Source organism: Jingyaoa shaoxingensis, from assembly GCF_014385005.1.
Classification (GTDB): domain Bacteria; phylum Bacillota; class Clostridia; order Lachnospirales; family Lachnospiraceae; genus Marvinbryantia; species Marvinbryantia shaoxingensis.
In genome coordinates this window covers 36,491-61,393 of sequence record NZ_JACRSZ010000014.1, presented here as the reverse complement: position 1 = coordinate 61,393, position 24,903 = coordinate 36,491, and the positions used below count along the sequence as shown (strand labels likewise).

Here is a 24,903-nt window from a genome sequence, read left to right as displayed (position 1 = left end):
TGGTTAGTGGAGTCTCAGGATAAACACCGGAATCGGTGGATTGTTTGGACGGTTATAATAACAGGACAGCAGAACCATATACTGTGTTGGATCCAACTGCTTCAGATAATCCAAAATCGCATCCCGCTCTTCAAATCCGGTATCCCCGCCACTATAGATGCACAGGCTCATCATACCCTGTTTTTTTAACAGAGAAAGCCCATCACGGATGGCAGCGATACTGGTATCTGCATGAGTACAGAGACTGTGGTCACCGCCTGGCAGATAACCGAAGTTAAACATGATGCAATCAACCGTTTCGGCTTCCGCATATAAATGCATATTGGCATGACTCTCCAGAATGGCAGTGCCGATATCAGAGAGACCCTCAGCAAAGAGACGTTCATTCGTTGCATCCACCGCAGACTGCTGAATGTCAAAGGCAAGAACACGGCCACGACTCCCCACAAGCTGACACAAAAAAGCAGTGTCATTCCCCTTGCCGGCAGTGGCATCAATACAAAAATCCCCAGGGTGGACATGCTGCTCAAGGAAATGGTGACAAAATTCAGTAATTTGGTAATTCTTCAAAGGGGCACCTTCTTTCAAATGATATATTTTTAAACGAACGCAGATATGATATGACATCCAATTAAATTACGTCGATTTTCTGCATCTGCTGCGTCGTCTATGGGACAGCCTCATTCTGCGATAGAAGCATTGCAGCAATGAGGCTGTCACTAGACTTGCAGATGCTACGAAAATCATCCTACCAATTTAATTGGATGATCAATAATATCTGCTGTTTGTTTCAATATCGAAAATACAATAAGATTGCTTTTCAAATTCTATAGTACTATATCACGCTTGCAAGAAAGGTTCAAATACTATATACTCAAAATAGTGACGCAGTGCGCTAATTGTGGTTGTGGAGCCTGTTTGAGCCGCGTAAGCGGCGAGTTTAGCAGAGCAGTCACTAATGGATGCGCACGAGTCATAGAAATTAAGCGTGTTCTAAGACAAAATATACTTTTGCAGCGTTCTATATAAGGAGAGTATTTATGCAGAAAATCTGGGGTGAGAAGCCGTATCGTTCCCTGGACTGGCAATTGAAGACGCAGTTCGGTGAAAAAGTCTATAAGCTTGCTTTGAATGGCGGTATGAGCTGCCCCAACCGGGATGGTAAGGTGGGGCGTGGCGGATGCATTTTCTGCAGTGAAGGTGGAAGTGGTGATTTTGCAGCCGATGGCCATCTGTCGGTGAAGGAACAGATTGCCATACAGAAGGAATCCTTAAGAGACAAGAAGCCAGCCAGGAAATACATTGCTTATTTTCAGGCGTACACGAATACCTATGCACCGGTAGATTATCTGGAACGGATTTTTACAGAAGCCATAGAGGATCCGGAAGTAGTGATTTTATCCATTGCAACCAGACCGGATTGTCTGCCTGAGGATGTGCTGGATCTTCTGGCACGGTTGAATCAGCAAAAGCCCGTTTGGGTAGAACTTGGACTTCAGACAATGCACGAAGAGAGTGCACAGATCATACACAGAGGCTACGATCTGGCATGCTTTGAACGGGCAGTCAGTGGACTGCGAAGCAGAGAGATGGATGTGATTGTCCATACCATTCTCGGACTTCCGGGCGAGGGGAGAAAAGAGGTGCTTCAGACCATAGATTATCTCAATCATATGGATATTCAGGGGATAAAGCTGCAGCTTTTGCATATTTTAAAAGGAACGCAGCTGGGGCAGATCTATCTGGAACAGAAAGAAGGAAAGGAATTCATATCCCCTATGACGATGGAAGCATATATTGATCTGGTAATAGACTGTGTAGAACATCTGTCGCCGGAGATTACCATACACCGCTTAACGGGAGACGGGCCGAAGGAGCTTCTCCTGGCACCTATGTGGAGTACCAGAAAGCGGACCGTTTTAAATGAGATACACAAGGAACTGAAAAAAAGAGATGCCTGGCAGGGAAAAAGGTATGAAAGGAGTACATTATGAAAGAAGTTCATACACTTTATAAACTGATTTTGTTATATCTGCTGAACAGAGTGGAGTTTCCACTGACGAATGGACAGATCTGTGCATTTGTGGCAGAGGAACAGTACACTGATTATTTTACGGTGCAGGAGACACTTGCAGATATGGTGGAGACCAAGCTTCTGGAGACAGAGACTGTACGGAACAGTACGTACTACCGTCTGACAGAGAGCGGAAAAGAAACATTAAGTTATTTCAAGGATGACATCTCCACGGCGATTCGTAAGGATATCGAAGTCTACCTGAAGGAAAACAAAATGAAGCTGCGGGATGAGAATGCAGTACTGGCAGACTACAGCAATCTGGAAGAAGGTGGCTTCAGGGTGACACTTCAGATCAAGGAAAAGGAAGCTTATATTGTGGATCTGAAGCTGGTTGTGCCGGATGAGAGACAGGCAATCAAGTTGTGTGATAACTGGAAAAAGAAAAGTTCACAGATTTACAGTCGTCTCCTGAAGGATCTGATGTAAAAGAGAGTAACTGTTCAGAATTCACTGTCCCGCGCTGTGAAGGTACTGAACAGATACAAAAAGGAGATATATGAAGATTTTACTGACAGCAGTGAATGCAAAATACATTCATTCAAATCCGGCGGTTTACAGCCTGCAGAAGTTTACCGCAGAGTATGCGCCGGAGTATAAGAAGGATATCGAACTGGCAGAGTTCACTATCAACCATTATGCAGATGATATTTTGCAGGAGATCTATCGCAGAAAGCCGGATGTGGTGGCATTTTCCTGTTATATCTGGAATCTGCAGATGATTGAAAAAGTACTGGAAGATCTGCCGAAGATTCTACCGGATGTGCAGATCTGGGCGGGAGGACCGGAGGTCAGTTATGATGCACCGGATTTTCTGAAAAAGCATCCGTGCATGACAGGCGTGATGACCGGAGAAGGAGAAGAGACGTTTCTGGAACTGGTGTCTTACTACCATGGACAGAAAACGCTGAGAGAGATCCGGGGGATTACTTACCGGGATATAGAACAGAAGATTGTGGTAAATCCGGGGCGTCCACTTTTGGATATGAACCGGATTCCGTTTTTGTATGACGATCTGGAGGATTTTGAACACCGGATCATTTATTATGAAAGCAGCAGGGGATGCCCGTTTTCCTGCAGCTACTGTCTGTCTTCCATAGATAAAAGCGTCCGTTTCCGAGATGCGCAGACGGTGGTAAAGGAACTGCAGTTTTTCCTGGATCGGAAGGTGCCACAGGTAAAGTTTGTGGACCGGACTTTTAACTGCCGGCACAGTCATGCGCTGACAATCTGGAATTATATCAGAGAGCATGACAATGGAATCACGAATTTTCATTTTGAGATAGCGGCGGATCTACTGAATGAAGAGGAATTATCCCTCCTGAATACCATGAGACCGGGGCTGGTACAGCTGGAGATCGGTGTACAGTCCACTAATCTTCGCACGATTGAGGCAATCGACCGTGTGATGGATTTTTCCCATCTGAGTAAAGTGGTGAAGCGGATTCAGGCAGGAAAAAATATTCATCAGCACCTGGATCTGATTGCAGGGCTTCCATGGGAAAATTACGAGAGTTTCCGGCAGTCATTTAATGATGTATATCATCTGTATCCGGATCAGTTCCAGCTTGGATTCCTGAAGGTTCTGAAAGGATCCAAGATGCAGGAAAAGGCAGAGGAATATGGTATTATTTATCATTCACAGCCGGTGTATGAGGTATTTTACACCAACTGGATTTCCTATCAGGAGATTCTGAAACTGAAAGAGATCGAAGAGATAGTGGAAGTCTATTACAACAGCGGTCAGTTCACGAATACCATGCGGCATCTGGAAACAGAATTTCCCGATCCGTTTACCATGTATCAGAGCCTTGGAGAATATTATGGCGAACAGGGCTGGTGGGGACAGAGCCATTCCAGAATGCAGCGTTTTGAAATGCTGCGTGGATTCATTCATTCCGTCAGCGAAGATCCGGTATATGATGAACTGCTGCTGCTGGATCTGTATCTGAGGGAGAATAGTAAGAGCCGTCCGAAGTGGGCAGCAGATCTGCAGGCAGAAAAGAAGCAGTTCCTGGACTGGTTTAAGATCGAGGCAGAGCAGCACAGTATATTAAAAGGTTATGAAGGATACAGCGCCAAGCAGATGATGAATATGGTACATCTGGAGCGGTTCAGCATTCAGATGGCACAGATCTGCGGCTGGACTACGGGGGAGATGGCTGACAGAGACACATGCTGGGTATTATTTGATTACCGGAACCGCAGTGCACTGGATCAGAATGCAGGTATTTACTTTATTAAGAAAAATGACCATAATTTTTCATGAAAAGTTCACTTGATAGATACAGGAAAATGACATAGAATAGATAAGAGTATATTGGAAAATGCAGGGTATTCCAGAGAAAGAATGAGGTGAAAGATATGTTAGATATGAGAAATACAAAAACAAAACGTACTATTGCGGCGGTAGTAGCAATTGTTCTTATTATTGCCATGGTTGCAACTATGATTATCGGAGCATTCATGTAATCAGGGCAGCCTGGGGAATATCGGGAGGTAAATATGATTTTTGGGAGAAAAATCCTGACGGCGGCAGCCGTTGCGGTCTGCATCAGTACTGTGGGGAAAGTACAGATGGTGCAGGCAGAAGACCGGATCGGTCAGGGTGTTTCTATTGAAGGCATTGATGTGTCCGGCATGACTTATGAAGAGGCACAGGCAGCAGTGCAGGCGAAGGTGTCTGATATGCAGAATTCTACGATTGAAGTGAAGATTGATGACCAGAGCGTGGAAGCAACTGCAGTAGACTTCGGGCTGCAGTGGAAGAACAGGGATGTGACAAAGAAAGCCATTGAGATCGGCAATTCCGGCAATGCCATCAAAAGATATAAGGACAGCAAGGATCTGGGACAGGAGAAGAAGGATCTGCAGCTGGAATTTACGGTGAATGATGAAGCGGTAAAGACATTTGTGGAAAAATGCAAACAATATGATCAGGATCCTGTGGAGGCATCCATTGAATCTGACGGAGGCGGCGGCATCAATATGCAGCCGGGTCAGGACGGAATTGTAGTGAATGTGGATGAATCGGTACAGATTCTGGAAGATTACATAGCCAATGAGTGGACCGGAGCGGCAGATTCCAGTGTGGAGTTGTCCGTGCAGGTACAGAAGCCGAGTGCAAGCGAGGAAGATCTGGAGACGATTACCGATGTTCTGGGTACTTACACTACTTATTATGGTTCCACTTATGGAAGAAATACCAACGTAGAGCGTGGAGCTGAACTGATCAACGGACATCTGATCCGTCCTGGAGAGAGCTTTTCTGTATGTGACCATCTGGTTCCGTTCAGTGCCGAGAATGGTTATGAACTGGGCGGTGCGTATGAGAATGGCCGTGTAGTACAGGAGTATGGCGGTGGTATCTGTCAGGTATCCACCACATTGTATAACGCTCTGCTTCTGGCAGAGATCGAAATTGATGAGCGACATAACCATACCATGAGCGTTCATTATGTACCACCATCTATGGATGCGGCGATTGCAGAAGGCAGTATGGATCTGGTATTTACCAACAATCTGGATACACCGATTTTTATATCCGGATATGCCTATGGCGGTGAACTGACCTTTACCGTATGGGGGAAGGAGTATCGTCCGGAGGATCGTTATGTATCCTATGAAGGCGTGGAGACCAGTACGATCCCGGCACCGACTACTACACTTTTGTATGCAGATGATGAGCAGAATGTGGGATATTTTAACCAGGTACAGTCAGCTGCACCGGGAAGTACAGCTGTATGCTATAAGTATGTGACATACAATGGAGAAACCACAGAGGAACAGATCAATTCCAGTACCTATGAGGCATCTTCGAATATTTACGAAGTGGGAACCATAGGGGCATCGGATGCACTGCTTCAGGCCATTGCTGTGGGAGATCTGGCAGCGGCACAGCTTGCGGCAACCGGAACAGTGACGATTCAGACAGAGACGTCAGATGGTACCCAGCAGAGTGAATCCACTGCTCAGACAGACGGACAGACAACCACAGACGACACCACGAATGATGTGACAAATGATGTAACGAATGATGTAACAAATGATGATGCCAATAACGCTACAGGCGGCATCTATACAGATACTACGGATGGGGAGGTCTGGGTTGATAACGGAACAACAGATGATTCTGTGACTTCAGATGACGGAGTGGCAGAATGGTAAAGGAAGTAAATAAATGAGAACTGGCAAGATATCAGAGAATGTATTAAAGCGTTCTGTTTTGAAAAGATGTAAGTCCAGAAGAGAGGAAGTGGCGCAGGGACCGGCAGTCGGTCAGGACTGCGCCATTATCCGCTCAGAGGGAAGCACATTTACAGTCATGCATACACAGACTTTCACAGCAGAACGCATGGAGAAAATAAGATATGCAGTCATAGACGGCGTGAATAATCTTTGCTGTGCAGGAGCAGAAGCGGTTTCTGTGATGCTGGCAGTGATGCTTCCGGAAGACAGAGAAGAAGACTGCCTGCGGGCAGTTATGGACAGCGCAGATGCTGCTTGCCAGGAATGCGGGGTTCAGCTGGCAGGTGGACATACAGAAGTATCGGCAGCAGTACAGCAGCCGGTGATCACCGTAACAGCACAGGGATTTGCCTTAAAAGAGTTTCACAGGACGGCAGATGTGAGGACAGATCTGGAACTGGTAATGGCAGGCTTCCCTGGTATGGAAGGAACAGCATTACTGGCAAGGGAAAAAGAAGAAGAGTTGAAGAAAAGATTTCCGTTGGAACTGGTTGAGAATGCCATGGAGTTTGACAGGGATCTGTGCAGGCAGGAGGCTGTCAGAATCGGCTGGGAATGTGGAGCTGCAGCAATGCATGATGTATCCCAGGGCGGTGTGTTTGGAGCACTGTGGGAGTTCCTGGAGAGTAATGGAACCGGCATGGATGCGGATCTTCGTAAGATTCCGATCCGGCAGGAGACAATCGAAATCTGTGAGATCTATGGCTGGAATCCGTATCAGCTCCTGAGTGGCGGATGCATCCTTATGGCAGTACCGGATGGACAGAAGGTTACAGACCATCTGGAAGCATCCGGGATCTGTGCAAAAGTGATTGGAAGAACAACAGCAAAGAAAGAAAAAGTTCTGCGGAATGGAGAAGAGATGCGTTTTCTCGACAAACCTGCGCAGGATGAGATTGAGAAGCTAAAATTCTGACGGAGGAAGAGAAGAAGATGGCAAAGCTGAATATTGTGTTATTTGAGCCGGAGATTCCGGCAAATACAGGAAATATCGGAAGAACCTGCGTGGCAACGGGAACCAGACTGCATCTGATTGAGCCGCTGGGCTTTCGTCTGAATGAAAAGTCTGTGAAACGTGCCGGCATGGATTACTGGGAGCACCTGGATGTGACCAGATATATTAATTATGAGGATTTTCTGGCAAAGAATCCGGGAGCTAAGATCTATATGGCAAGTACCAAGGCACCGAGATGTTATACAGAAGTGCAGTATGAACCGGACTGCTATATTATGTTTGGAAAAGAAAGTGGCGGAATTCCGGAAGAAATCCTTCTGGAGAATCAGGAGACTGCGGTACGGATTCCTATGATGGAAGAGATTCGCTCCCTGAATCTGGGGAATTCTGTAGCAATTGTTCTGTATGAAGCATTGCGTCAGAATCAGTTTTCCCAGATGCAGTTAGAAGGACATCTGACAAAATATGACTGGAAATAGTCAAAACGCCCCAAGGTCATTCCTCACCATTATGCAAGTACAGGCGGGCTCAGACCTTGTGACACTGTAATCATCTCATGTGGTAACGGCAAATTTATAGCCAACACCCCAGACGGTGGATAAAGACCATGTTTCATGGTCTTTTATTTTTTCGCGAAGTCGCTTAATATGCACATCTACGGTACGGGGGTCACCCAGATAGTCGTAGCCCCAGACATAATCCAGAAGCTGTTCTCTGGTAAAGACCCGGTTGGGGGAAGATGCCAGACAATAGAGAAGTTCCAGTTCTTTAGGCGGAAGGGTAAGAGGTTCTCCGTCCAGACGGACAGTATAGCTGGTCTGGCTGATAAAAAGTCCAGGATATTCCACATAATCACCCACGGCATCATCCGGTGCGTCATAATTCATCTCTGGATGGTAGCGGCGCAGGACGGCATGAATGCGCGCCTTTAATTCCCCCTGGTCAAAAGGCTTTTCCACATAGTCATCGGCGCCCAGTTCCAGCATCTGGATCTTATCCTGCGTCCTGGTGTTAGCGGAGAGGACAATGATCGGTGTAAGTGAAAGCTTACGAAGACCGGCACACACATCCGGAGCGTTCATTCCCGGCAGGAAGTAGTCCAGCAGAACCAGATGGGGCAGATAAGACTGGAAATCTGCCAGGGCAGATTCTCCGTCCAGATAAACCTTCGTCTCATATCCGTCGTTATTCAGAAAAGCGGATACCTGTTTGGCTGTGATCATATTGTCTTCGATAATCATGATTTTCTGTTTCAATGTAAGAATCCTTTCTGTGCTGTAAAAAACATTGGCTGTAATCTTACGGTTTGAAATGCTATTTAAACGTTACAATGGTAACCCCGGCATCGCCTTCACCGAATTCTCCCAGGCGGTAGGAGGCAACGTGTTTTTGCCTACGCAGATAGTTCTGCACTGCTTTTCGCAGGGCTCCGGTTCCTTTTCCGTGTACCACACGGACACTTGGCATATGGGAGAGATAGGCGTCATCCAGATACTTGTCCAGTTCTGCAAGCGCTTCATCCACGGTTTTACCCAGAAGATTGATCTCAGTGCTGACAGAAGCAGACTTAGACATCTTGATCTTACCGGTTCCGGTGCGGGTCGTTCTTGGATTAACCGTCTCCACATCGGGAATCAGTTCCAGGTCGCGTAAGTTTACCTGAGAACGCATAATACCCATCTGTACAAAGAGATCTCCTTTGGCATTTGGAAGGGAGCTGACCGTGCCCTTCAGGTTCATGCTGAGCACACGGACGCTGTCACCCAGGTGGATATCCTTTGCCTGTAACTGTTTGGATGAGGCTGTTTTTTTCGTCGGTTTGATGGTCAGATTCTTCTCCACGGAAGACATCTTTTCACGGAGACGGTTACGTTCCTGTTCCATAGCACGGGAATCAATGCTGGCTTTTCCGAACTTGTTAAAGTTCTTAATTGTAGTATCGGCATATTCTTTCGCATCCCGCAGGATTTTATGCGCCTGTTCATTGGCATCCCGCAGAATCTTTTCACGGCTGGCATCCAGAGACTCCTGTTTGTGTTCCAGACGGTTCTTCAACTGCTCGATCTCCTGTTTGTAATGATTGATCTCATCCTGCTCTTTTGCGATGGTAACACGGCTGTTTTCCAGATCAGCAAGGAGAGATTCGAAGTCTTCATCCTGCTGGCTTAAGTTGCCTTTGGCTTCTTCAATAATGTAATCATCCAGCCCCAGCTTAGAGGAGATTGCGAAAGCATTACTTTTTCCCGGAATACCGATGAGCAGATGATAGGTCGGGCTCAGTGTCTCTACGTTGAACTCACAGCAGCCGTTTTCCACTCCCGGTGTCGTCAGGGCGAAGACCTTCAGTTCACTGTAGTGTGTGGTCGCCATGGTACGGATACCCTGGCGGTGCAGATTGGATAAAATCGCAATGGCAAGAGCGGCACCTTCTGTCGGGTCTGTACCGGCACACAGCTCATCAAATAGAACCAGAGAGTGTGGTGTGGCTTTTGCCAGAATATTTACAATATTGGTCATGTGGGAAGAGAAGGTACTGAGACTCTGCTCAATGCTTTGTTCATCTCCGATATCGGCAAAGACCTCGTCAAATACGGACAGCTCAGACTGGTCAAACGCCGGAATATGAAGACCGGATTGTCCCATCAGAGTGAAAAGTCCCACAGTCTTCAGAGAAACGGTTTTACCACCGGTATTTGGTCCGGTGATAATCAGAAGCTCGAATTCTTTTCCCAGACGGATGTCGATCGGTACAGCTTTTTTCTTATCCAGAAGAGGATGACGGCCTTTTTTGATATTAATAATGCCCTTCTGGTTAAATACCGGTTCACTTCCGTTGTAAGAGCGGGAAAGCTGAGCGCGAGCAAAAATAAAGTCCAGACGGGTCAGAAGCTCCAGATTTGTCTCCAGAGGTTCCAGTTCAGCAGCGGCACGGCTGCTCAGGGTGGACAGAATCACTTCTATTTCTTTTTCCTCACGCAGCTCCAGCTCATGTAGTTCATTGTTCAGCTTCAACACAGCCATTGGCTCAATAAATAAAGTAGAACCAGTGGAGGACTGGTCATGAATCATACCCTGTACCTGACCACGGTATTCTGCTTTTACCGGAAGACAGTAGCGGCCGTTTCGCATGGTGATTACCGCATCCTGCAGATAAGTCCGGGCAGAGCCATTCACCATGGAATTCAGCTGTGCATGGACTTTGTCATTCATCTGGCCGATGGAGCGGCGGATACTCTTCAATGCAGGACTGGCATCGTCACTGATCTCATCTTCGGATAAGATGCAGCGGCGGATCTCACCAGCAAGAGGTGCCAGTGGCTGCAGTGCCTGAAACATCACATCCAGTGCATCGGGTTCTGTCTCATCGTTATCCTTACGGTCATAAGACTTGGCACGGCTACATACATCCAACATTTTGCTGATGTGAAGCAGCTCCTGTGTACTGAGGATGCTGCCCACCTCCAGACGCTTCAGAGAACCGCGGATATCTCGGACACCGGAAAAGGACAGGCTGCCCTTCTGATAGATTCTTGCCAGTGCCAGGGAAGTTTCATGCTGCATGGTGCGGATTTCTTCAATATCTGAGGAAGGAACCAGGTTCTTACACAATTCCTTTCCAAGGAGAGAACCGGCACAATTCACCAGCTGCTCAATGATTTTTTCATATTCTAAAGTTTTAAAAACCTTGCTGTTCATGTAAATCTCCTAAAACAATTATTTGGTGTGTTAAGTATACCACAAAAACATTGAAATTCCCATAGAAGATGTTGTAAGATAAATGATACCAGAGTCAAAAGTCTGAAACTACGATGTGCTTGCACAGGAGTGGTTTTATGACCCACCACGATATACGAATATCGTGAGGAGGATTGCGAGAGTGCGCAGCATGTAGCAATCCGCAAGGTATCATTTATAATAGACAGAAAGAATGAAAAGAGGAATAGTATGAAGTTTATCGGACAGCTCCATGAGGGAGACCGTATCAATGATATTTATCTTTGTAAGCACAGACAGGCAGCTGTGACAAAGAATGGAAAGTCCTATGAGAATGTAATTTTACAGGACAGAACAGGCACCATCGATGCCAAGATCTGGGATCCGAATTCCAGTGGTATCGATGATTTTGATGTATTGGATTATATCGATGTAGTAGGAGATGTGAGCAATTTCCAGGGTTCCCTGCAGGTATCCATCAAGCGGGTACGCAAGGCACAGGAAGGGGAATATGATCCGGCTGACTATCTCCCTGTGACAGAAAAGGATGTAGATGTGATGTATCAGGAGCTGCTGAATATTCTGGCAACGGTGAAGAATCCGTATCTGACCCAGTTAAATGACATGTATTTCCGCAATAATGAATCGTTTGAAAAAGCATTTAAGTTCCATTCTGCAGCCAAGTCTGTTCATCATGGATTTGTGGGTGGCCTTTTGGAGCATACCTTAAGCGTGGTAAAATTCTGTGATTATTATTGCACCTGCTATCCGGAGATGAACCGTGATCTCCTGTTGACGGCAGCAGCATTTCATGATGTGGGAAAGATGAAGGAACTGTCTACTTTTCCGGAAAATGATTATACAGATGATGGTCAGCTTCTGGGACATATCTATATGGGAACTGAGCTGATCCGTGCAAGCATCCGTCGAATTCCGGAATTCCCGAAAAAGCTGTCCAGTGAACTGTGCCACTGCATTCTGGCGCATCACGGAGAACTGGAATATGGTTCCCCGAAGAAGCCGGCTCTGATGGAAGCAGTTGCGCTAAATCTGGCAGACAATACCGATGCCAGGCTGGAATCCTTCCGTGAGGTATTAAAATCTGCGAAGGACAATGACGGATGGCTTGGATATAACAGACTGTTTGAAAGTAATCTGCGAAAAAGCAGTAATGAATAACTAGCGGAGTGAAGATGAAAAAAGACGATTTGTTACAGGTACAGATAGAAGATATCGGTTCGGACGGACAGGGAATCGGAAAAGTAGACGGCATGACACTTTTTGTGAAGGATACCATCATTGGCGATTTGGTAGAAGCAAAAGTGATGAAGATGAAAAAGACTTATGGTTTTGCCAGACTGATGAAAGTACTGCAGCCGTCCCCTTATCGTGTGACGCCGAAATGTCCGGTGGCGAAGCAGTGCGGAGGATGCCAGATTCAGGAGATGGACTACGCAGAGCAGCTTGCCTTTAAGGAAAATAAAGTGAAAAATAATCTGATGCGGATCGGTGGATTTGCAGAAAAAGAGATCCCTATGGAACCGGTAGTGGGTATGGACGATCCTTGGAGATACCGCAATAAGGCACAGTTTCCCATTGGGAGAGATAAGAATGGGAACATTGTGGCAGGATTTTATGCAGGCAGAACCCACAGCATTATCAGCAACCGGAACTGTTACCTTGGCGTGGAAGAGAATAGGGAGATTCTGGATATCGTGATCGCACATATGGAGCAGTATGATATCGATCCATATGATGAAGTGACCGGGAAAGGGCTGATGCGCCATGTGTTGATCCGTTATGGCTTTACTACAAAAGAGATCATGGTCTGTCTGGTGTGCAACGGTGCCCAGATCCCGTATACGGAAGTGTTGTGTGAGACACTGAGCCATGTTCCGGGCATGACCAGTATTTCTCTGAATATCAACCGGGAGAAGACCAATGTCATTTTGGGAAACAAAGTGAAGACCCTGTGGGGACAAAGCTATATCGAAGATTATATCGGCAACGTAAAATATCAGATTTCTCCGTTGTCTTTCTTTCAGGTAAATCCTGTGCAGACGGAAAAACTGTATAGTCTGGCACTGGAATATGCAGATCTGAAGGGAGAGGAGACCGTCTGGGATCTGTACTGCGGGATTGGAACCATTTCTCTCTTCCTGGCACAGAAAGCAAAACAGGTCTATGGTGTAGAGATTATTCCACAGGCTATCGATGATGCAAGGAACAATGCCAGAATCAATGGCATCACCAATGCAGAATTTTACGTAGGAAAGTCCGAAGAAATTCTGCCACAGAAATACAGGGATGAAGGTGCTTTTGCAGATGTAATCGTAGTTGATCCGCCAAGAAAAGGCTGCGACGAGGCACTTCTGTCCACCATTCTGCAGATCGCCCCGAAGAGAGTGGTCTATGTAAGCTGCGACAGCGCAACACTGGCAAGAGATCTGAAGTTCCTGTGTAGTCAGGGGTATAAGCTGGAACGCTGCAGAGCGGTTGACCAGTTCCCGATGAGTGTGCATGTTGAGACGGTTGTTCTTTTGTCCCAACAAAAACCAGATGACACGATAGAGATCGACTTAGACTTAGATGAGCTGGATGCAACCAGTGCAGAGACGAAAGCGACCTATCAGGAAATCAAAGATTATGTGCTGAAAGAATTTGGCTTGAAGGTTTCAAATTTATATATTTCTCAAATCAAAAGGAAATGTGGAATCGAAGTAGGAGAGAACTATAATCTGCCAAAGACAGAAAATCCAAAAGTGCCACAGTGTCCGAAAGAGAAAGAAGATGCTATCAAGGCTGCCCTGAAATATTTTGCGATGATTTAAGGATATCGCTGATTTCAAGGAGGAATAACACATGAAAAGCACATTTGAAAAAATGGGTGGAACCTACACACTGGGAGCAGACGGAATTTACTATCCGAATCTTGTCAGTACAGATGAAGAACCGCATTATGGGAAATATGGAATGATGCGGAAAACGTATCTGAAAGAGCATCGTCCGGCAATGTATTCTCTGTATATGTTGGAAGACAGATTGACAGAACATCTGAATGCGGTGGACGATGAAGCGCAGGAGCGAATGGATATTCTGATGCGTCAGATGATGGAGCAGCAGGGCATTACGGAAGAATTGAAAGCTCGTGATCAGATGGCATGGGGTGGAGCTGTAAATAATATCCAAAATGCAGCAGAAGAGATTGTGTTAAAAGAATTGATTTATACTTAAAAAAGAGGGCGGCAGCATTTTGACTGTCGCCCTTTGATTGATTATTTATGGATATTTCTTTTCTAATTCTTTTGGCTATATCCAATGGTACTTACTACTAATGAAATTCCGAAAATTATTACTGAAACAATAGCGGCAACTATCATATATGAGTAAGCAGAGTTCAACATTGCAGATATTCCCGGTCCATCTTCAAAATATTTTACAAAGTAAAACATGGGGATTACCACAATCAATCCCATAGTTTGTGCAGAACGAAAACCAAACCAATAAGTTAATGGCAAGCAAATTCCTGTCCATATCAATGGGATAATAACTGCTGCAACAATCGAAAATAGCCAGATAAGCATATCAAAGTTTTGAAAAATCACACTGGATAAACCGTTGAACGCAATACTGCCTAAAATGCTGATTGCAACAGTATATAGTACGGAAACATATTTACTCGCAACAACAGTAAAACTGCTTATCGGCATAGTTAATTGATATTTTTTCCAGCTCGCCTTTTCATCACTTGCGAAACTCATAATATTTTGCATACCGATTGTCATTGCAAACATAACAGAAGCAAATAAGCCAGCATAAATTCCTGCGTTGAAGATAAGCAGAACAATAGCCGCTACTGCAATCAGAATAAGTTTCTTGTCAATGCTTTTGAAGAAAATGGATGTATCTTTATAAATCAATCCTCGCATGATGTACCTCCTTTCACATAGAAAAGCATAATATCTTCTAATGTGGCATTATCCACAATAATATTCTTATATTTCTTTTTGAACACTTCCTTGTCACGGACAAGACACTCCACGCTCATATTTGTAGTTCGGTGTATGATATAATCATCAGCGGAAAACTGTGCAAATTTTTCTTTTCCACACTTGGATACACCATAATTGTAAACAAGATTGTCCTTTTGTTCCTCAAAAACAATTTTGCCCCGATGAATTAAAATCACATAGTCTGCAATTTTTTGTATGTCCGAAGTAATATGCGACGAAAAGAAGATAGAGCAATCTTCATCTTGGATAAATTCCAAAAATAGGTCTAATACTTCATCACGCACAACGGGATCGAGACCTGTTGTTGCTTCGTCCAAAATCAACAGTTTAGGTCTATGTGCTATAGCACAAATGATAGACAACTTCATTTTCATGCCTTTAGAAAATGTGCCAATCGTTTTCTTGGTCGGGATTTTGAATTTTTTCAAGTATCGCGAGAAAAGGTCACTATCCCATGTCTTATAAACTCCTTTCAAGATTTTTTCAATATCTGCGGTTGTAAACACATCATGAAAATTACATTCATCAAAAACAACGCCAATATTTTCTTTGACAGTTGGAATTGTATGGTCTATTCCAAAGACTTGTATCTGTCCGCTATCTTTGTTTAGTTCATTTAATATCAGATTGATAGTAGTGCTTTTTCCTGCACCATTCTCGCCAATAAAGCCTACAATCCTGCCTTTAGGGACTTTGAACGAAACATTGTCCAAAGAAAAATCTTCAAATTGCTTGCATAAATTCTGCACCAAAATGTTGTTATCCATACCTGTCACCTCTCGTTATTCCTCGTAAAATAGTTTTAGGATATTCGTCATTTGCTCAAGACTAATGCCATGTGATCGACCAATTTCTGCGACTTTTTGTAAAAGTTCTTCAGCAATTCGTAACTGTTCCTCTTGAATAAATTCCCTATTCTGTGATGCTACAAAACTGCCTTTTCCAGATACAGTTTCTATAAATCCATCTCTTGTTAAATCCTCGTATGCTCTCTGAACGGTAATAACACTTATATGCAAATCTTTTGCTAAAGCTCTCATAGAAGGTAGCGCTTCGCCAGCGGATAATGTGCCGTCCATAATAAAACTTTTTACTTGCATACAGATTTGTTCGTAGATAGGCTTATCACTGCTATTACTTATGATAATCTCCACTTTCTCACCTCACTGTGTGTACTTATCGTAATAATCGTACTTATTCGATAAGTACAGTATAGGTGTTTTATGTAGTAACGTCAATAGGATTTTTTGATGTTTTAGAGGTTGGAAAATATTTTAATTAAATCGTTGTTAATCAAACAAAATGCCTAACTGCTGTTTTTATATCTGTCATATGGAAAAGTCAAAGCAGATACATTTCCTGCCTGTCCATCGTCTGTAAATATTCCCAGGCTCTCCGTTGCTGTTCTTTGTCCAGATTAAAACGCAGGTTTGTGTTGCAGATATTGTTCTGCATGGTTTATCCCCTCCTTTTTTCGTATTGATTGATTCAGCAGGTCGTACCGGTGTGGTACTGCTCTGCTGTGGGATAAGCATACGAAAATCGGAGGAAAAAGGCATTGAGGGGAAATTGAGCTGGAATTGAGAAAAAATAAACTTTTTATTGATAAATAAGTTTAGATACTAACTCTTTTGTCGTTTTGGTTGTTAATTATATTAAAAGTAGAAATATTTTGATAATGAAAGTGTGGGAGAGAAAATGAACAAAAGAAGATACAGCAATCGTAGAAGAAAGAATATTTTACGAGTATATAACAGGAATTAGTAATGAACCATGGCATTACCGTTATGTTGGAACGACTGTCGCTAAAATAATGAAAGAAGAAAATTTATGTTTGGAAGAATATTTAGAAAAATATAAATAAAAACAAAAGAAAATCCTAACTTTTTTTATAGTAGGATTGTTATATTATTTAGAAAACAGAGGGAGGCAAATTTGCGAATGGAATACAAAACTGATTCTTTGTTAGTACATCTAGCAAGAGCAGGAGATGAAGATGCTTGTGAAAAACTGGTCAAAAAATATTACTCAAGTATATATCAATATTGTTTGCTACATATCAATGATCCCTATGAGGCAGAGGATTTGACACAAGAAGTATTTACACGTTTCTTTTCCAATTTATATAGATATAAAGAATATGGAAAAGTTAAGAATTATCTTTATACAATTGCCGGAAATACCGTTAAAAATTATTACAAAAAGAAAAAAGATATTCCATCAGAGGAACTGCTAAAATCAGAGGACTGTAGTAAAAATCATGTAGAAGAGCTAGGAGTCCGATTAACTATTGAACAGGCAGTGAGAAAGTTACCGGAAGAAATTAGAGAAACGGCAGTTTTATATTTTTTTCAAGAATTGAAACAAAGGGAAATTGCAGAATTACTTCATATAAAACTTTCGCTTGTAAAATATCGAATTGGAAGAGCAAAAGAACTTTTGATGAAAGAGTTGGAGGTGAAAAACTATGATGAAATATAAGCAACAAATAAAGGAATATAAAGAGGAGATTGAAAAAAAATATGTAAGGATTGAAGCAGAAAACAGAACAGTAAAAGCATGTCAGAATATTTTGTCAGAGTCAATTTTATCGAAACAATCGCATAGAACATCTTATTTTGAATTTTTGTATGAGCAGACAAAATTCATAAAAAAAAGATGGTGGATTTTACAAGGTTGTATTCTTATGTGTCTATGGATATGGTTGAGTAATTATACGTCAGACATAAAAGATATGATGAGGATTATGGGAATATCTGCCACAATATTTGTGGTTCTGATTGTCCCGGAAATTTGGAAAAACAGAAGAAATGGTGCGATTGAAATTGAGCAGGCGTCTTATTACACACTGCGTCAGATTTGTACAGCAAGAATGTTAATGTTTGGAGTAGTGGATCTGGTGATTGTTATGGTGTTTTTGGCAATTACATATCAAACAACAATACTCTCGTTAAGTGATTTGGTGGTTAATTTTTTGCTTCCAGTAAATGTTTCATGTTGTATATGTTTTCGTGTATTGTACAGCAGATGGGAAAAATCAGAATATATAGCAGTGCTTTCCTGTCTGGTATGGGTTGGTTTATGGATGATGATTGTTGCAAATGATGTTATTTATCAGAAAATTGTAACTCCGGTATGGGTGGCTATGCTGATATTGACTTTTGTATATTTTGTTTTTTGTGTTCAGAAGTCATTAGTATTTGATGAAAAAATTTTGGAGGATTACACGTATGAAATTAGAATTTAAAAATGTAACAAAACAATACGGAGAAGTAAATGCTGTTAATAAAGTGAATTGTGTTATGGAAAAAGGAATTTATGGACTGCTTGGAGTAAATGGAGCAGGAAAGACCACATTAATGCGTATGCTTTGTACGATTGTTCAACCATCAGAAGGACAAATATTATGGAATGGTAAAGATATATGGAAACTAGGAGGTGAATACCGAGACGTTCTGGGATATTTACCACAGGATTTTGGATATTATCCAGATTTGACCGTATATGATTATATGATGTACATTTCTTCTATAAAAGGGTTAAAAATGTCGTTTGCCAGAAAAAAAGTGAAGCAATTATTAAATCAAGTAGGAATGGAAAAATTTAGTAAAAGAAAAATGAAGAATTTGTCTGGAGGAATGGTTAGACGTGTAGGAATAGCACAGGCGATGTTAAACGATCCGCAAATTCTTGTCCTGGACGAACCTACCGCTGGATTAGACCCGAATGAAAGAATACGTTTTCGTAATTTAATTAGTGAATTGTCGGAAGAACGTTTGGTGCTCTTGTCTACACATATTGTATCGGATATTGAGTACATTGCGAATAACATTATGTTAATGAAAGATGGAGAACTTTTTTATGCAGGTACTGCGGAAGATTTAGTATCTTCTATGAAAGAAAAGGTATGGCAATGTAATGTTTCGAGAAGTATGATAGACAAATATATGAATGAATATTTGGTTGGAAATATAAAAACAACAAAAACCGGAGCAGAGCTTAGAATTATTTCAATAGAAAAGCCAACAGAAGATGCTGTGGCTGTAGAAAAAAATCTGGAAGATGCATTTCTATTTTATTTTGGAGAAAAATCGGAGGAAAAACAAGATGCTTAAATTAGAATTAAAACGAATTTTTTCAAAGAAAATTAATGTATTTGCAATCGGATTGGCATTGATACTTGCTGTCATTTTTTGCGGATTTGCAGTTACAAGTAATCGCTATGTGGATGAGAATGGAAATGCTAGTACTGGAATTATGGCAACAAGAAAACTTACAGATAACAGACGAGCATGGAAAGGTACATTGACAGAAGATGAACTTGGAAAGGTTATAGAACAAAATAAAAATGCGGTGACACAATCCTCAGAAGAAAATGCGATTTATGGAACGACATTACAACCGATAGATGATATTAGGGGTTTTATAATATCGGTATTAACACCGGATGCAGAATATGATGAAAGTGTTCTAAATCAAATTACAGAAGAAAATATACAAGAGTTCTATGACACTTATCATAAAAATATGGAAAAGATGGCAGAAGAATATGGAAAGACTTCTGTTCAGAAAAAATACTTGGAAAAGAAATATAATGAAATAAAATTACCAGTAGAATACGAATCTTATAGTTCGTGGGATACTATGATTATGTATGTAGAAACGTATTCCATTATTCTGGCAATCATAGTTGGTTTTATTTGTGCTGGAATATTTGCAGATGATTTTCAGACAAAAGCAGATGCAGTATTTTTCTCTACAAAGTATGGACGTACAAAAGCTGTTAAAACAAAAATACTGGCAGGAATAGCTACGACAGTTATGATTTATTGTATGGGAATTATATTACTTAGTGTGATTTGTTTTGGAATTATGGGAACCAGTGGTATGAATACACCCTATCAAATGTATCAGGCATATAGTATTTACATTATGTCATATGGACAATACTATTTGTTGACAGTTGTATGTGGATTTATAGCCAGTATGCTGGCGGCTTCAGTGTCTATGTTAGTAGCGGCTAAAATGCATACAATTAGTGTCGCTGTTTGCATTCCGTTCTTTTTATATTGCTTATTGCCATTTATAGGACGGGCACTTTCTGGGTATACAACGCTTTTCAATTTGGTACCAACAATTTTGACAAATGTACAGGCAAGTGTAAAAGTCCCACTTATTTATCAGATTGGGAATTGTGTATTTCGACAAATTCCGCTTGTAATGGTAATGTATACAGTGATGGCAATAGCCTTACTGCTTTTTATTTATAAGAGTTTTCGCAGATACGGAAATAAGTAAAAATTGTATTCATACTCATGAAAAACAAAGTATTTTCTGGAAAATCAAAGCATAATTTAAAGATTTACGGCGGGCAAGTTGCCCGCCGTAAATTGTACTTATTTTGTTAAAAGACCGGATAGAGTTTTTCCAATGGAAAATCCAATCTGTGGATATAACTCTTGAATCTCCCGATATTTTGCTTCAAGCATTTCTGGTTCATCAGCCCAGATCTTTTCATATATTTTGAAAGCTCTTTTAAAATGTGTTTTGGCTTGCGGAAGATTGGCAGTCATCAGATAAATGGTTCCAAGGGTTTCCTGTACTTTGGCATAATCCAGACAGTCATCGGAATGGTATTCCTTGATGATGCCGGATAATTTTTGTAATTCGGAGATTCCTCTTTCGGGTTCCTGCTGTTTTGTCAGGAACATTGCATAATTGGCAATCTGAGGTATGCTGTCATTTATATGAAGCAGGTTAAATTGGTCAAGCAGTGAGATACTTTTTTCCATGTGTTCTCTTGCAAGATCGGGATGAGCGTTCATGCGGTAAAGTCCACCGAGATTGGCATGAAGGTTGGAAACAAGGCGAGCATTGTCAGCAGTGATAGTTTCTATCTGGGCAAGTGCATCCTTTTCTAGTTTTATTGCTTTTTCAGGTTTGGTTTCAAGAGTTGCCTGAAAATCCAGTAATAATGCCCGGTCAGAGTAGGTGCCAATACTTTTTCTTTTTCGCATCTGAGATGCTGTCATCCTGAATGAATAAAGTGTAAATATCTTGTATAGCCATATTACAGTCAGACATCAGTGGAAGAAGATTCTGGTGGATAGTATGAGCTAATTTTTCCTGATTGGATGGCTTGGAATAGTAAGCGGATATTTTTAAAGTGATTGTGTCAATTTACAATCAAATTCTATTCAATGTGGTTTTCCGGCAGGTTCTGTAAAATAAGCTCAGATCAAAACAATAACAGGAGGAGCTTATGCAACAGAATATTGAATTTGAGCGGTGCATTGATTTTCTGGTACGGATGATTGATAAGTACGGCGAAGAAGTCCTCCGGGAGTTGGAGGAAAAAAACAGAATAAGGAAGAAAAAACAGCATAGAATACTTCTGAGCGGGTATGGCTAAGAATGTTTTGGCGTATTGACAGGACATTTAAAATGACGTATACTAAGCTCAGTGATCGTTCTGTAGAAACTTGCGAAGCCTACAGGCGGGGGAGAGCCTGCGGGTCTCTCCCTCTTTTGTTTTAAGGAGAAATGATATGCAGACACCGAAAAAATTCTCTTCTTTTAGTGACCAGGTTTCCTGGATCAGTGATGAAAAGGGAATAAGAATAAAAGACAGAGAATATGCGGAAGAGATGTTACGGCAAATAGGATATTTTCCTCTTATGGGAGGATATAAACATCTTTTTAGAATATCGAATACAAAGAAATATAAAGCAGGAACAAGTTTTGAAGAAATAGTCAGTCTGTATAAGTTTGATGCAGAGCTTAGAGAGTTGTTCTTTAAATATTTACTGCAGATTGAGCGACAGATGCGTTCTTTGATGTCATACTATTTTACTGAAATGTATGGAGCAGAGCAGAAGCAGTACCTGGACGCTAATAATTATAATAATACAAAAAGAAATCATGCAACAATCGTAAAGTTGATAGCGACCTTGAAACGAGCAACAACGACCACAGATTATACATATATCAACTATTACCGCAAGACATATGGTGAAATTCCATTATGGGTTTTGGCAAATGTACTTACGTTTGGAAACTTATCAAAAATGTTCCGAGTATTTCCTCAATCTTTAAAATCAAAAGTATCAAAAAACTTTGAACCTTTGAATCAGCATCAGATGGAGCAGTTTCTATCTGTTCTCACTAAGTATAGGAATGTATGTGCCCATGGGGAACGACTGTTTACATACAGAACAGTAGATGCTATTGCGGATACACCGCTTCATAAAAAACTTTCATTACCACAGAGCGGTAATCAGTATGAAAAAGGAAAACAGGATCTGTTTGCTGTGGTGATTGCTTTTAGATATCTATTACCTGGAAAAGATTTTCTGGAATTTAAAAGAAAGCTTATAAAAGAGATTGACCGAGTAAACAGAGAGGTAGAGCATATAAGCGAAACTGAATTATTGAATAAAATGGGTTTCCCGAAAAATTGGAAGAATATTACCAGATACCATTTAAATTAAAGAAAAATCCTCTAAGAGATAGTGAAACACTTATTGTCTTAGAGGATTTTTTGTATTAATTATAGGATTGACAAAGAAATGAGTCAATAAGAAAATAAGTATTGAAAATAGTTGGAATGAGTACTGAAATAAAGTTGGGACAATAAAACAGAATTATATTGCGAGGAAAATTATGAAGAATAAAAAGATAAAATGTGATATCTATACCAGAGTATCCACAACCATGCAGGTGGATGGCTACAGTCTGGATGCTCAGAAAGAAAAACTGAAAAGTTATGCGGAATTTCAGAACATGGAAATCGTAAATGAGTATTCTGATGAAGGTAAATCTGGAAAGAGCGTAGAGGGCAGACCGGAATTTCAGAGAATGTTGGATAATATTGAGAATGGAACAGATAAGGTACAGTTTGTATTGGTGTTTAAGCTTTCCAGATTCGGTCGTAATGCGGCAGATGTTTTAAATTCTTTGCAGAGGATGCAGGATTTTGGAGTGAATCTGATCTGTGTAGAAGATGGGATTGACAGCTCAAAAGATAGTGGAAAGCTGATGATTTCTGTTCTGTCTGCGGTGGCAGAGATTGAACGGGAGAATATCCTTGTTCAGACAATGGAAGGACGTAAGCAGAAAGCCAGGGAAGGAAAATGGAACGGTGGGTTTGCTCCATATGGCTATGAGCTGGTAAATGGAGAATTGCAGATCGCAGAAGACGAAGCAGAGATTATTCGTCTGATCTATGATAAATTTATTCATACCAATATGGGAATCTCTGCGATTGCTGCATGGCTGAACCAGCATGGATATAAAAAGAAAAAACGACAGAATAACACTTTGGACGCATTTGCCGCTTCATTTATAAAAGGCGTTCTGGATAATCCGGTATACTGTGGAAAGCTGGCTTATGGACGAAGGAAGAACGAGAAAGTATCTGGTACAAGAAATGAATACCGTATTGTAAAGCAGGAAAATTATATGCTGCACGATGGTATCCATGAAGGGATTATTTCGGAAACAGACTGGGAGCTGGCTCATCAAAAACGGGAAAAAACAGGTGTGAAATATGAAAAGACACATAGTCTCGATCATGAGCATATCTTATCTGGAATATTGAGATGCCCGTTATGTGGAAGCGGTATGTATGGGAACGTGAACCGAAAGAAAAAGAAAGACGGAACCTTATATAAGGATTATTTCTATTATGCCTGCAAACATCGTCGTCTGGTAGATGGTCATAAATGTGGATATCGTAAACAATGGAGCGAGGAGAAGGTTAACAATGCAGTGGAAGAAGTTATTCGGAAGCTGGTGAAGAATCCTAAATTTGAAGAAGCAATTCTGAATAAAATCGGTTCAAGAATAGATACAGAAGAAATAGAAAAAGAGATTGAAAGACTGGAAAAACAGCACAGGCAGCTGACCGGAGCAAAAGCAAGACTTGGACAGCAGATGGACAGCCTGGACATCATGGATAAATTTTATGAAAAGAAATATCAGGATATGGAGACACGCTTATATCGTTTATATGATGAAATTGAAGGCGTGGAGAACAGTATAGAAGAAGTTAAGAATCGCCTGCTGAATATCCGGCAACAGAAAATATCAGAAGAAAACGTCTATCAATTTCTTTTATATTTTGATAAACTATATGATAAGTTCACCGACCTGGAGAAGAAAGAATTTCTTAACAGTTTTGTAGAACAGGTGGACATTTACGAGCAGGAGCAGCCAGATGGCAGATTCCTGAAGCACATAAAGTTCCGCTTCCCGGTGTATTTTGGAGACAGGGAAATACAGGAACTTTGTTGGGACAACGAAAGTACCGTTGAGACAGTATGTTTATTGTCCAAACTCCACGAAGCGAAGCATCATGTGAATGTGACACTTGACATGGACGAGATGGATTTAACGGCGGCTGAGAGGCGCTAAAGGTCCAGGGGACCTTTGCCCAGCGCGGACCGAAGCGGAGCGTAGACAGGCTACTTATGAGGAGATAAAGAAGTATGTGACAAAGCATAATGATGGGATGAAGGTATCTAATCTGTATATCGCACAGATAAAGCAGAAGCATGGAATTATAGAAAGAGAGAACTATAATAAGCCAAAATCTGAGAAGGGCGGACAGCCGGAATGCCCAAAAGAAAAAGAAATAGCGATTGAAGAAGCGTTGAAGTATTTTCAGATGATTCCAAGTGAATCATAGGCTAACTTGGCTTATCGGATGGAGAAAATTCAACTAATGTTATTGAGCCTTCGGACATTGGGAACAAAATCTGATGTTCGTAGGCTTTTTGTTCATGACAATAGAATGTTTGCGGAGCGTGCATTCTATTGTATACAGAAAAATTTTTCGCAGATATAATAAACATGACATATAGCTGTCGTGTTGAATCAGGTATAATATGTATGGAGTG

At 41.6% G+C, this 24,903-nt stretch carries 23 protein-coding genes and 2 pseudogenes; 17 read left to right on the top strand and 8 right to left on the bottom strand.

All coding sequences use genetic code 11. The features are described from left to right. Positions 1-3 precede the first annotated feature (3 nt). Positions 4-570 (bottom strand): class I SAM-dependent methyltransferase, encoded by a 567-nt coding sequence (locus H8716_RS13040; RefSeq protein ID WP_249309445.1) that lies wholly within the window; start codon positions 568-570, stop codon positions 4-6. 470 nt (positions 571-1,040) lie between these two features. Between H8716_RS13040 and H8716_RS13035 the strand changes: the two genes are divergently transcribed. The 6 genes from H8716_RS13035 (at position 1,041) to H8716_RS13010 (ending at position 7,756) form a co-directional block, all read left to right on the top strand. Further along, positions 1,041-1,994, top strand: a complete 954-nt coding sequence (locus H8716_RS13035) for a TIGR01212 family radical SAM protein (RefSeq protein WP_249309444.1) — start codon at positions 1,041-1,043, stop codon at positions 1,992-1,994. Next, a complete protein-coding gene (locus tag H8716_RS13030; protein WP_249309443.1) occupies positions 1,991-2,503 on the top strand; it encodes a DUF4364 family protein in 513 nt (170 codons plus the stop codon). Before H8716_RS13035 ends, H8716_RS13030 begins: the two co-directional genes overlap by 4 nt. A 70-nt stretch (positions 2,504-2,573) precedes the next feature. Beyond that, positions 2,574-4,343 carry a B12-binding domain-containing radical SAM protein gene (locus tag H8716_RS13025; protein ID WP_249309441.1) on the top strand — a complete coding sequence of 590 codons (1,770 nt, stop codon included), beginning with the start codon at positions 2,574-2,576 and terminating at the stop codon, positions 4,341-4,343. A gap of 236 nt (positions 4,344-4,579) precedes the next feature. Then, positions 4,580-6,241, top strand: a complete 1,662-nt coding sequence (locus H8716_RS13020; protein WP_249309439.1) for a VanW family protein — start codon at positions 4,580-4,582, stop codon at positions 6,239-6,241. A gap of 13 nt (positions 6,242-6,254) precedes the next feature. Then, complete coding sequence (locus H8716_RS13015; RefSeq protein WP_249309437.1) at positions 6,255-7,238, top strand: AIR synthase-related protein; 984 nt, start codon at positions 6,255-6,257, stop codon at positions 7,236-7,238. Positions 7,239-7,255: 17 nt separating this feature from the next. Beyond that, positions 7,256-7,756: a tRNA (cytidine(34)-2'-O)-methyltransferase gene (locus H8716_RS13010; RefSeq protein WP_249309436.1), complete on the top strand. Its 501-nt coding sequence runs from the start codon at positions 7,256-7,258 to the stop codon at positions 7,754-7,756. 75 nt (positions 7,757-7,831) lie between these two features. On the opposite strand, the gene H8716_RS13005 is transcribed toward H8716_RS13010, so the two are convergent. Together H8716_RS13005 and H8716_RS13000 are read right to left on the bottom strand one after the other, a co-directional pair. Further along, entirely contained in the window at positions 7,832-8,518 is a 687-nt protein-coding gene (locus H8716_RS13005; protein ID WP_249309506.1) for a response regulator transcription factor, read from the bottom strand. Positions 8,519-8,591: 73 nt separating this feature from the next. After that, the gene (locus tag H8716_RS13000; protein WP_249309434.1) at positions 8,592-10,973 is read right to left on the bottom strand and encodes an endonuclease MutS2; all 2,382 of its coding nucleotides are present in this window, start codon (positions 10,971-10,973) and stop codon (positions 8,592-8,594) included. Between the two features lie 249 nt (positions 10,974-11,222). Here H8716_RS13000 and H8716_RS12995 point away from each other — a divergent pair, with 249 nt between their 5' ends. From H8716_RS12995 to H8716_RS12985, 3 genes are read left to right on the top strand one after another with little or no spacing between them, the layout of a single operon-like run. Next, positions 11,223-12,170 (top strand): 3'-5' exoribonuclease YhaM family protein, encoded by a 948-nt coding sequence (locus H8716_RS12995; protein ID WP_249309433.1) that lies wholly within the window; start codon positions 11,223-11,225, stop codon positions 12,168-12,170. Positions 12,171-12,184: 14 nt separating this feature from the next. After that, the gene (gene rlmD, locus H8716_RS12990; protein ID WP_249309431.1) at positions 12,185-13,822 is read left to right on the top strand and encodes a 23S rRNA (uracil(1939)-C(5))-methyltransferase RlmD; all 1,638 of its coding nucleotides are present in this window, start codon (positions 12,185-12,187) and stop codon (positions 13,820-13,822) included. Positions 13,823-13,853: 31 nt separating this feature from the next. Then, a complete protein-coding gene (locus tag H8716_RS12985; protein WP_249309429.1) occupies positions 13,854-14,225 on the top strand; it encodes a TnpV protein in 372 nt (123 codons plus the stop codon). 62 nt (positions 14,226-14,287) lie between these two features. Here H8716_RS12985 and H8716_RS12980 read toward each other — a convergent pair whose 3' ends face one another. The 4 genes and pseudogenes from H8716_RS12980 to H8716_RS17915 form a co-directional block, all read right to left on the bottom strand. Beyond that, on the bottom strand, positions 14,288-14,920 hold the full coding sequence (locus tag H8716_RS12980; protein ID WP_249309427.1) for an ABC-2 transporter permease: 633 nt from the start codon (positions 14,918-14,920) through the stop codon (positions 14,288-14,290). Further along, positions 14,908-15,771, bottom strand: a complete 864-nt coding sequence (locus H8716_RS12975) for an ABC transporter ATP-binding protein (protein ID WP_249309425.1) — start codon at positions 15,769-15,771, stop codon at positions 14,908-14,910. Before H8716_RS12975 ends, H8716_RS12980 begins: the two co-directional genes overlap by 13 nt. A gap of 15 nt (positions 15,772-15,786) precedes the next feature. Next, a complete protein-coding gene (locus tag H8716_RS12970; RefSeq protein WP_118452358.1) occupies positions 15,787-16,158 on the bottom strand; it encodes a GntR family transcriptional regulator in 372 nt (123 codons plus the stop codon). A gap of 202 nt (positions 16,159-16,360) precedes the next feature. Then, a pseudogene (locus tag H8716_RS17915) lies at positions 16,361-16,459 on the bottom strand (adenylate cyclase); the annotation flags it as partial. A gap of 486 nt (positions 16,460-16,945) precedes the next feature. On the opposite strand from H8716_RS17915, the gene H8716_RS12955 reads away from it, so the two are divergent. Genes H8716_RS12955 through H8716_RS12940 form a run of 4 tightly spaced genes read left to right on the top strand, consistent with a single transcriptional unit; the run spans position 16,946 to position 20,302 of the window. Continuing rightward, on the top strand, positions 16,946-17,485 hold the full coding sequence (locus H8716_RS12955; RefSeq protein ID WP_005335535.1) for an RNA polymerase sigma factor: 540 nt from the start codon (positions 16,946-16,948) through the stop codon (positions 17,483-17,485). Then, on the top strand, positions 17,472-18,251 hold the full coding sequence (locus H8716_RS12950; RefSeq protein WP_072521456.1) for a hypothetical protein: 780 nt from the start codon (positions 17,472-17,474) through the stop codon (positions 18,249-18,251). Before H8716_RS12955 ends, H8716_RS12950 begins: the two co-directional genes overlap by 14 nt. Further along, positions 18,235-19,119 carry an ABC transporter ATP-binding protein gene (locus tag H8716_RS12945; RefSeq protein ID WP_249309423.1) on the top strand — a complete coding sequence of 295 codons (885 nt, stop codon included), beginning with the start codon at positions 18,235-18,237 and terminating at the stop codon, positions 19,117-19,119. The genes H8716_RS12950 and H8716_RS12945 overlap by 17 nt, the downstream gene beginning before the upstream one ends. Further along, complete coding sequence (locus tag H8716_RS12940) at positions 19,112-20,302, top strand: ABC-2 family transporter permease (RefSeq protein ID WP_249309420.1); 1,191 nt, start codon at positions 19,112-19,114, stop codon at positions 20,300-20,302. The genes H8716_RS12945 and H8716_RS12940 overlap by 8 nt, the downstream gene beginning before the upstream one ends. A 98-nt stretch (positions 20,303-20,400) precedes the next feature. Here H8716_RS12940 and H8716_RS12935 read toward each other — a convergent pair. Beyond that, a pseudogene (locus H8716_RS12935) lies at positions 20,401-21,015 on the bottom strand (tetratricopeptide repeat protein); the annotation flags it as partial. 251 nt (positions 21,016-21,266) lie between these two features. Here H8716_RS12935 and H8716_RS12930 point away from each other — a divergent pair. The 4 genes from H8716_RS12930 (at position 21,267) to H8716_RS12915 (ending at position 24,692) form a co-directional block, all read left to right on the top strand. Continuing rightward, positions 21,267-21,416, top strand: coding sequence for a hypothetical protein (locus tag H8716_RS12930; RefSeq protein ID WP_249309417.1), 150 nt, complete (start codon positions 21,267-21,269; stop codon positions 21,414-21,416). A gap of 136 nt (positions 21,417-21,552) precedes the next feature. Beyond that, entirely contained in the window at positions 21,553-22,494 is a 942-nt protein-coding gene (locus H8716_RS12925) for an Abi family protein (RefSeq protein WP_249309415.1), read from the top strand. Positions 22,495-22,666: 172 nt separating this feature from the next. Further along, positions 22,667-24,418 carry a recombinase family protein gene (locus H8716_RS12920; protein WP_249309414.1) on the top strand — a complete coding sequence of 584 codons (1,752 nt, stop codon included), beginning with the start codon at positions 22,667-22,669 and terminating at the stop codon, positions 24,416-24,418. Positions 24,419-24,494: 76 nt separating this feature from the next. Further along, a complete protein-coding gene (locus tag H8716_RS12915; protein WP_249309412.1) occupies positions 24,495-24,692 on the top strand; it encodes an RNA methyltransferase in 198 nt (65 codons plus the stop codon). Positions 24,693-24,903 lie beyond the last annotated feature (211 nt).